Genomic DNA, 9,617 nt, shown 5'->3' with positions numbered 1-9,617 from the left:
TGGGGAGATTTTTATTAAGCGATGCAGCGCGGTCTTGGGGAGCCAGTGCGGTCTTGGGGGTTCCCCCCATGAGCAACTGGCGTGGTTTCCCCCACTCGCGCTTTGCATCAAGACAGGGTAATTATCCTGAAATGATATAAGATGCGATCGCATCCGTCAAAAGCACTATCAGATCAGTGCTAGAAAGTTATATAGCGTTTCTCATAGCTATTACGTAAACATTATTTTTTCCCACTCCCTACTCCCTACTCCCTACTCCCTACTCCCTGTTCCCTTTGCTATATCAATTCGATATCGTGCCTGATTTAATGTTAGCCAAATTTAGTATAATTACTCTTATAAAAAGTATATTAATAACTCTGGAAAAGTAAAATTCTGATCCCTGATATCTATTTAGTTAGTATGTATTGATAGCTACTAGCCAGATATAATTATTTTAAGAGGTGATAACCTTGAAAACCATTGCTCTCATTGAGGAAAATTGGAATGGACATCGTCCAACATACCTCAAGGTTTTCACCAAAATGTTGCTTGAGCTTGGTCATCAAGTAATAGCCTTCTGCCCAAAACCATTAGAATTAACTGAATGGGTTGCCTTTAACTGCCCTAACTATCAAGAGCAATTCCAGGTTTTTGAATGTCAAACACCAGAGCCTAGCTCATTTAGGATCAATGGAATTCGCACAGCCCTGAATGCAGTAAAACGTTGGTATTACGCCAAAGCTAGCATTCAGTATGCTTCATCAAAAATTGGTAAAGTACCCGATCTAGTATTTTTTCCCTGGCTTGATAGTTGCTTAGCGCCCTACCTGCTACACCATATAGTAGACAATATTTTCCCTTACCCTTGGTCTGGTCTCTATGTTCAGCCTCGTCATTTGAGGCTTAAACAAAAGTTTTGGTCTATCAATAGAGGTCCTCTAAAACCTCATGCTGCGTTAAAATCCTCTAATTGCCCAGCTATTGCTGTTCTTGACGAAGGAATTGCTAAGCAATTACAAAGCAAAATCAACGGCAAAACTGTCATTACGTTTCCCGATTTTACTGACGAGTCAGCCCCAGACTTGAATTGGTCAATCGTGAAACAAATTCAAGCCAAAGCGAAAAGAAAAAAAATCATTGGATTACTAGGGATACAATCCCAGCGCAAAGGAGTTCTGACACTTTTAGAAGTTGCTCAGCAGATGGTGAAACAAGACTATGTTTTTGTCTTCGCCGGTCAGTTATCCAAGCAGAGCTACACTTACCAGGAGCAAGCAAGACTCCAGACTCTTCTTGACCGAAAGTTACCTAACTGCTTTTTTTATTTTGAGCGTATTCCTGATGAAGCAAAATTCAACGCTTTAGTTAGTACTTGTCATATCTTATTTGCTGCCTATCATGACTTCCCCCACAGTAGCAATATCCTAACTAAAGCAGCAGTTTGTGAAAAACCTGTGATTGTGAGCAGCAAGTTTTGTATGGCAGAGAGAGTGCGCCAATTTAAATTGGGTTTCACTATCAATGAAGGGGATGTGCTGCAATGTATTTATACTATAGGTCGCCTTTGTAGTCAACTGGATAACTATAACCAACAAGTGCAACCGGATTTTGATGGTTATAGACGTCTTCATTCTACTGATCAGCTCCCAGAGAAACTTCAGAGTATTTTAACTAGTATTTAGCAAGTCGTTATTCAAAAATACTAGTTTTTATATTAATTATGTAGATAAAGATGAAAACTCCAGTTGCCTTCATAATCTTCAAACGACCAGATACTACTGAGAGAGTATTTGAAGTAATTCGCCAAGCCAAACCTCCCAAACTGTTAGTCATTGCTGATGGACCTTGTGCTGATCGACCAGGTGAAGCAGAAAAGTGTGCTGCAGCTCGTGCAATTATTGAGCGCGTCGATTGGGATTGTGAGGTTTTGGAAAACTACTCTGATGTAAATCTGGGTTGCTGTCAGCGAGTGTCAAGTGGAATAGACTGGGTTTTTAACACCGTTGAAGAAGCAATTATTCTTGAAGATGATTGTCTCCCCCATCCCGATTTTTTCCCATTTTGTGAAAATCTGTTAGAGCGATATCGAGACGATGAGCGAGTCATGATGGTTAGTGGGACTAACTTTCTAGGTAAATGGAAGTCTGATCGTCAGAGTTATCATTTCTCCTATTATGGTGGAATTTGGGGTTGGGCTTCTTGGCGAAGGGCATGGAATTATTATGATATCACTATGAGTCTTTGGTCAAATCCTGATATCAAAAATCGGATCAGGGATGTGTTGGCAAATAACGAGCATTACCAAGCCCGTAAAAAATCGTTTGATTCTACACTAAACGGTAAGTATGATGCTTGGGATTACCGATGGAGTTTTGCCAGACTTGCACAGTCGGGATTATCAATTGTTCCTGCTGTTAACCTGATTTCAAATATTGGTTTTGGGGAAGGGGCAACCCATACCGTATCAGCAACTAGTAAACTAGCAGAACTTAAAACCATAAGTCTTGATTTTCCGATAAATTATAACCAATTTACAGCTGTCGATAGAGATTATGACCACAATTATTTTCAAAATTTCATTAAACGCTCTAAATTAACTAAATTATTAAGCATTTTAAGATTTGCTTAAAAAAATATGAAAGTCATTTCCCTTTTAGATCCATCGATTTGCAGCTCTAACCTAGGCGATCAGATTATTATTGACTCTGTCGATAACATTATAGATACAACCTTTGATGAACCCCTATTAATTCGGATTCAAACTCAAGATCAAATTTCCAGTAATTCCTATAAATATATGAGGATGAGTGACCTCAAAATTATTGGGGGAACTAATCTTTTATCATCGAAGATGAATTCCTATAAGCAATGGAAAGTTAATCTGTGGGATTCCCTATTTATTAATGACATTATTTTGTTGGGTGTGGGCTGGTGGAAATATCAAAAAAAGCCTAATTTTTATACAAGAGTTTTGTATAAAGTGCTGCTCAGTAATACCTATCTCCACTCGGTTAGAGATAGCTATACCGAGCAAAAATTAAAATCCATCGGCATCCCTAACGTAGTTAATACCTCTTGCCCGACATTATGGACTCTGACAGAGGAACACTGTTCCAATATACCACGAAAAAAGTCAGACTCCGTTTTAGTTACCTTCACGGAGTATCATCAAAATGAAAAGTTTGATTTCAACCTAGTCAAGGTATTGTCACAAAACTATCAAAAAATTTATTTCTGGACTCAGCAGCCCAAAGATTATCACTATATGCAATCCTTTTGTGGCAAGAGTGCTATATATCTCAAACCTAGCCTAAAAGCATTAGATCAGTGTTTATCTAGCTGTGAGGTTGATTATATAGGTACGCGATTACATGCTGGCATTCGAGCATTACAACACAGCAGAAGAGCACTGATTCTTGCTATTGATAACAGAGCTACTGAAATTGCTAAAGATACTAACCTTCCAGTTATTAAACGAGATGATATAGACTCGATTAAACATTGGATAGATTCCTCCTATGAAACAAAAATAAACTTACCCCTAGAAAATATCAATAGATGGAAAAATCAATTTTAATCAACGTAAGCTGTTTTGCATTTAAATTGCACAACAGCAAGGCAGAAGCGATCCAGCGCGGTCTTCGACATCCCTACTCCCTACTCCCTACTCCCTACTCCCTACTCCCTACTCCCTTTGCCATATCGTTAGTGATGTTAGTTTTATGGTAGGTTGATGTTAAAACTAATAAATATAGGTTGCGGCTCTACATATTCTAATCATCCGGCGTGGACTAACGTTGATTTAGCACCACAATCATCCCATATTGATAATCATGATATCAGGAAAACGTTGCCCTACCCTGATGCTTATTTTGATGCTTGCTATAGTTCTCATCTAATAGAACACCTCAAGCAGCATGATGCTGATCAACTTATTGCTGAGTGTTGGCGCATTCTTAAGCCACAGGGAATAATTAGAGCAGTTGTTCCTGATCTAGAATCAATAGCTAGACATTATATCTCTAATCTAGAACAGGTTGAGTCTGGTATTAGGGAAGCAGAGGCTAACTATGACTGGATAATGTTAGAACTTTATGACCAGACAGTGCGCCACGTTAAAGGTGGTGAAATGGCTAGTTATTTAGCTGACCCTAATCTTACGAATAAAGAATTTATCAGATCTCGTATCGGTAGCAATGCTGATCTTTTTTTGGATAAAAACTATGAAAAAAAATCCTGGATAGAGCGACTAGCATCTAAGGATAGATATTGGTTTTACAAAACCTTGAGGAAGTTTAATCTCAGAACTAGTATTGCCAAATATCTAGTGACTCTGATCGCAGGGAATGAAGCACGACAAGCATTTGAAGTCGGGTTGTTTCGGAATTCAGGTGAAATTCATTATTGGATGTATGACCGTTTTTCTTTACGACGACTGCTGGAGCGCTCAGGATTTGTAGAGGTGCGCGTTTGTGGTGCTGATTCAAGCCGTATTCAAGATTTTAATAGCTACGGTCTAGATATGCTTGAGGGCAAAGTGCGTAAACCCGATTCACTGTTCATGGAAGGTATTAAACCATGAAGACTCTAATTGTTAGTAGTTTCGATATATCTGGTGGAGCTGCTCGTGCTGCCTATCGATTACATCAGGGTTTCCACAGCATTAATTTAGATTCCCAAATTTTAGTGCAGGAAAAATTTAGTCATGATCAAACTGTCATTGGACCAACAAAAAAGTTGACACAGGGCCTAGCCAGGAGCAGATGGACCTTTGGCGCTTTACCTCAAAAGCTTTACCCCCAACGGGAAGATAAGACTTTTTCTAGCCAGTGGTTTCCCGATGCAGTTGTTCCCAACGTTGCCCGACTTAAGCCTGATATTATTAATCTCCATTGGATTTGTGCTGGCTATGTCCAAATTGAAACCATTGGGAAACTAAAGCGACCAATTGTTTGGACTCTTCATGATATGTGGCCATTCACAGGAGGATGTCACTACAATCACGATTGCGATCGCTATACAGTCTCCTGTGGTAATTGTCCTCAACTTAACAGCAGCAAAGACTGGGATTTATCCCGTTGGGTATGGCAGCGCAAAGCCAAAGCTTGGCGAAATCTTGACCTGACAGTTGTCACCCTCAGCTCATGGTTAGCCAAATGTGCCAGTTCCAGTTCCCTTTTCCAGGATCTGCGAATTGAGCTAATTCCCAATGGCATTGATACTCAAAAGTACAGACCCATCCATCAGCAGGTAGCGCGAGAATTACTTAACTTACCCCAGGATAAGCAACTTATTTTATTTGGAGGAGTAAATGCCACTAGTCAAAAACGCAAAGGGTTTCAATTGTTACAACCAGCGCTCCAAGAGCTGAGCCAATCCGGATGGCGAGATCAACTAGAGTTAGTTATTTTTGGTGACTCTCGGCCAGACAATCCACCTGAGTTTGGTTTTAACGCTCACTACTTAGGGACATTCAGCGATGATCTCTCCCTAGCGCTAGTTTATGGAGCAGCAGATGTATTTGTTTGCCCTTCCCTTCAAGATAACTTGCCCAACACAGTCATGGAAGCGATCGCATGTGGAACTCCTTGCGTCGCCTTCAACATTGGCGGGATGCCCGATCTGATTGAACACCAGAAAAACGGCTATTTAGCCCAACCTTACCAAATTGAAGCTCTAGCTCAAGGAATTGCTTGGGTGCTAGAGAACACAGAACGACATCAGAAACTATCCTACCGCGCCCGCGAAAAAGTAGAAAAAGAATTTACCTTAGAAATTCAAGCAAGACGCTACTTATCCCTTTTTACTGAAATTTTATCCGGAGTATAACTATCATTACTAGAAAATATAGTATCACTGATATAACTAGGGTTATATAACTCTCAATAAGAGATAATTCATGATAAATTTAAAAAGGTTATCTACTAATCAGTTAATAACTTTTTTTTTAATAAAATTAGAACCATTTTTGATTGGAATATGCTTATTTTCCGGCATGTTTCTTGATTTTCCAGGTCCTATACTTAAGCTTTTAAAAGTTGGTAGCTATCTAATCTTGTTTTTTTTAATTCTTTGGCGATGGAAAAGATTTGCCTATGTTTTTACAAGGGATATACCGTTACTATGCTTAGTAGGGACTGCTGTGTGGTCGGTTGGATGGTCTGCGGTTCCCGGTATTCCAGAATTACTTAGAGCCGTCTTACGTGCAACTGCCCTCGGAGCATACTTAGCAGTTCGCTATAACCCTAAGGAGCAAATGCGTCTGGTGGCATGGGTGCTAGGTATAGTGGCGATTTTAAGCTTATTGGTCACTTTAGCTCATGGCTTAGGGGACGCTCCCGCTCAGGGTATCTTTAGGCATAAAAATCATTTAGCTCGTCTGATGACCCTAAATGCCATAATTTCGTTATTGAGCATCCTCAACCATCGGAAATATCGCTGGGTAGGGTGGGTGGGATTTAGCTTATCTGTTTTGATGCTACTACTTTCTCAGGGAAAATCAGCATTGCTAATCTTTTTAGTTATGATTACCCTGCTGCCCCTTTACAAGTTTGTCAAACAGCACTATAAGTTACAAACTGTTCTTTACATGGTCTCAGCCCTCCTGGCTTTTGTGGCATCGATAGTAATTTTATGGAACCTGGAATTCATACTAGTTGATATTCTAGGCAAAGATCTACAATTGAATGGGCGTTTACCGATTTGGACTTTAGTATTTGATAAAATTTTAGAACGACCTTGGCTAGGTTACGGTTTTGAAGGATTCTGGTCTTCCGAAGCTGGCTACTCTGTCATCAACTCTACATGGCTTGCCCATGGAGGATATGGTAATGCTCATAGTGGTTATCTTGAGTTAGCTCTGCAACTTGGATTTTTAGGTATTTTCCTTTTTGTGCTTAGTTTATGTATAGCCTTATTTAAGACAATTCAAGTCCTAAGCGTCACCAAAAAACTAGAATTTTTCTGGATGTTTCTCTACCTAGTATTTTTCAGTATTGTTAACCTGAGCCTAGACCCATCAATTCTTGCCGAAGACATCGTGTGGACTCTGTACGTATCAACCGCTCTTTCGGCAGCTGTTTACCAGAGTCGAATTGTCAAGAATCCCCACTTACTAGGTGTTAGGGAACAGGGAGTAGGGAGTAGGGAGCACAGAAGTCAGAACAGGAAAGAGGTAAGAGGGAAAAAATCCTGTGTACCTGATTGCTATGAAAAACCCTGTAAATTATTTCAGTAAAGTAAACGGGATAGTAAGCCATGAAAAACTCAGAGGAAAGTACCATTGATGAACAAGAAGACCCTCCCTTAGCCGAACTTCCGAGCATTTCGATAGTTGTTCCTAATTATAATAGCGGATCAACTATCTGTGCCACCTTACAAAGCTTAATTGAACAGAACTATCCCAAGCTAGAAATCATTGTAATTGATGGCGGATCCACTGACAACAGTGTCGAAGTAATTAAGCAGTTTGAACCATACATTACCTGGTGGATTAGTGAAAAAGACAGTGGTCAATCCAATGCGATTAATAAAGGTTTTGCGAAGTGTAATGGTGATATCGTTAATTGGCTGTGTAGTGACGACCTCCTAGCACCAGATGCCTTACACACAGTGGGAAAATACTTTGCCGAGTCGCCTGATATTGACGTCTTAGTTGGTCGCAGCCAAATTGAATATAGGACTGACAATTTAGGTCAACCACTCAAAGGAGCTAATTTTTGGATGACTCTATTTGGGCGAGTCTTGCCCTTAGGATTAGGGTCACGACCGATGATATTGGATGCTAAAAAACAGATCTACATTAAAGCTCCTACACTTAAACAAATTGACTTAATTTCTGTTGCTTCTCCCATTCACCAACCTAGCTGCTTTTATCGGCGCAAGCTGCTTGAGCGACCTCAACCATTAGATGAAAGCTATGAGTACACCATGGATATTGAGCTATTTAATTATTTCTACTCCCGTGGTGTGCGCTGGCGCGTTATCGAAGAGGTGCTAAGCATTGCTCCAGTAAGTGGTGACAATAAAACCAGCATAGCTGGTGTAAAAGCCACCTATGAATTAGAGCAAATCTACAAAACTTACACCAAAGAATTAATCCCTCTAACCTATTGGCATAGACGACTACGTTATCCCTTGGAGCGTTTTATCAAACATCATCGTAGCCGTCTTTGGTTATACATAGTCGGACCAGTATGGGTTGCCCTCACACTACTATTAGCCCCATTTTATGGTGTTGAAAAAGTTTGGGCACTTAGGTGGACAAAGTGGATTTGATTACTTTTAGGGAACAGTTGCGTAGGGTGCGTTAGGGGCGGGCTTGCCCTGATTGTTCGCCTCGTAGCCAGCGTTGGGATAGTCCGCCCCGTAACGCACCACCAGGTCTGAATGTCTTAAAATTATGGAAAATGGGTGCATCTCATTTTTGCTGTTTGACACGGTGGTGCGTTACGGGGCGGCCTGTCCAAACCCTGACTACGAGGCGAAAAATGAAGGCCCCCCTAACGCACCCTACGGAAAATTTTCAAAACTGAGATGCACCCTGGAAAATTATGGTTCACTATCCGTCTTCACACACAAGTAAAGACACAAGTAAAGACACAAGTAAAGATACAAGTAAAGAAAAAAATTTAGACCTTAAAACACAAAATAATTTTCCTGTGGTGGGATGTCAGGTAGTAATGTTAGGTGACAACCTTCAGATCAAGGCTGGTATCCCATCAGTGCAGAAGGTTATTCTTCGTAATGCACCATCTCACCTTCAAATTGAGCACATTCCTACTACCTGTACTGATGGCAAAAACGGATCAATTACTCGTAAGCTCTTAGTTTTTGGGAAAGCTCTGGGGAAGTTGCTGTGGAGGTTATCCACAAAAAAGACTGATCTGATTCACGTGCATTTTTCTCAAAGGGGTAGCACCCTCCGGAAAATGATTTTGATGCTCCTTGCACTAGCATTTCATGTCCCTGTGGTTTTGCACGCCCATGGTAGCGAGTATAAGTTGTTTTACACTGGGCTACCTGAATGGGCGAAAGGAATAATTAGCTTGGTGTTTCGACAATCTGCCTACTTTATTGTTCTATCACAAAGCTGGAAAAACTTTTACCAGTCCAGTTTCCGACTAAAAGCAGAACAGGTTGTAATTCTTCCTAACCCAGTAGAGTTGCCCTCAAAAATTCCAGAGCGCACAAGCTGCAAACAGATAATGTTAGTTTTTGTGGGAGAAATCGGTCAACGGAAAGGAGTATTTGATCTGATTCGGGCGTTTGCATCTCTCTCTCCTGAACAAAAAACTTGCTCAGAATTACTATTAGCAGGGGATGGAGAAGTAGAGCAAGCCTGTCAATTAGTTGAAAGCCTAGATTTAGGAGACCATATCAAAGTCCTTGGCGGGATAGACTCAGGGCAACGGGATGCTCTTTTAGCAAAAGCGAACATATTTATCTTGCCGTCTTATAACGAAGGTCTGCCCATGGCATTGCTTGAAGCCATGGGTTGGGGCTTACCTGTGATCACCACACCAGTAGGGGGGATACCAGAGTTGGTAATACATGGTGACAATGGTTTGCTAGTTAAGCCTGGACAGATACCAGACCTATCTATGGCTATGCAGACTCTAATTAATGATCAAGGA

The 9,617-nt window shown here is 40.7% G+C and carries 10 protein-coding genes; 9 read left to right on the top strand and 1 reads right to left on the bottom strand.

Features of this window, described 5'->3' with window-relative positions; all coding sequences use genetic code 11:
* Positions 1 to 452: 452 nt before the first annotated feature.
* From F6J99_RS35505 to F6J99_RS35470, 8 genes are all read left to right on the top strand, one after another.
* Complete coding sequence (locus F6J99_RS35505; protein WP_293120234.1) at positions 453 to 1,664, top strand: glycosyltransferase; 1,212 nt, start codon at positions 453 to 455, stop codon at positions 1,662 to 1,664.
* 50 nt (positions 1,665 to 1,714) lie between these two features.
* Entirely contained in the window at positions 1,715 to 2,611 is an 897-nt protein-coding gene (locus F6J99_RS35500) for a glycosyltransferase family 2 protein (protein ID WP_293120232.1), read from the top strand.
* 6 nt (positions 2,612 to 2,617) lie between these two features.
* The gene (locus tag F6J99_RS35495; RefSeq protein ID WP_293120230.1) at positions 2,618 to 3,559 is read left to right on the top strand and encodes a polysaccharide pyruvyl transferase family protein; all 942 of its coding nucleotides are present in this window, start codon (positions 2,618 to 2,620) and stop codon (positions 3,557 to 3,559) included.
* 26 nt (positions 3,560 to 3,585) lie between these two features.
* On the top strand, positions 3,586 to 3,711 hold the full coding sequence (locus F6J99_RS35490) for a hypothetical protein (protein ID WP_267876445.1): 126 nt from the start codon (positions 3,586 to 3,588) through the stop codon (positions 3,709 to 3,711).
* Positions 3,712 to 3,715: 4 nt separating this feature from the next.
* Positions 3,716 to 4,564, top strand: coding sequence for a methyltransferase domain-containing protein (locus F6J99_RS35485; protein WP_293120228.1), 849 nt, complete (start codon positions 3,716 to 3,718; stop codon positions 4,562 to 4,564).
* On the top strand, positions 4,561 to 5,811 hold the full coding sequence (locus tag F6J99_RS35480) for a glycosyltransferase family 4 protein (RefSeq protein WP_293120226.1): 1,251 nt from the start codon (positions 4,561 to 4,563) through the stop codon (positions 5,809 to 5,811). Before F6J99_RS35485 ends, F6J99_RS35480 begins: the two co-directional genes overlap by 4 nt.
* Before the next feature lie 226 nt (positions 5,812 to 6,037).
* Positions 6,038 to 7,219, top strand: coding sequence for an O-antigen ligase (locus tag F6J99_RS35475; RefSeq protein ID WP_293120224.1), 1,182 nt, complete (start codon positions 6,038 to 6,040; stop codon positions 7,217 to 7,219).
* A gap of 20 nt (positions 7,220 to 7,239) precedes the next feature.
* Positions 7,240 to 8,259 carry a glycosyltransferase family 2 protein gene (locus F6J99_RS35470; protein WP_293120222.1) on the top strand — a complete coding sequence of 340 codons (1,020 nt, stop codon included), beginning with the start codon at positions 7,240 to 7,242 and terminating at the stop codon, positions 8,257 to 8,259.
* Positions 8,260 to 8,265: 6 nt separating this feature from the next.
* Here the strand turns inward: F6J99_RS35470 and F6J99_RS35465 are convergent, their stop codons facing one another.
* On the bottom strand, positions 8,266 to 8,400 hold the full coding sequence (locus F6J99_RS35465) for a hypothetical protein (protein ID WP_293120220.1): 135 nt from the start codon (positions 8,398 to 8,400) through the stop codon (positions 8,266 to 8,268).
* Between the two features lie 134 nt (positions 8,401 to 8,534).
* On the opposite strand from F6J99_RS35465, the gene F6J99_RS35460 reads away from it, so the two are divergent.
* Positions 8,535 to 9,617: glycosyltransferase family 4 protein (locus F6J99_RS35460; protein ID WP_293120218.1), on the top strand; the 1,083-nt coding region annotated here is incomplete at its 3' end.

This window comes from Moorena sp. SIO4G3 (assembly GCF_010692305.1).
Classification (GTDB): Bacteria; Cyanobacteriota; Cyanobacteriia; order Cyanobacteriales; family Coleofasciculaceae; genus Moorena; species Moorena producens_A.
This window is presented reverse-complemented; position numbering and strand designations above follow the sequence as displayed.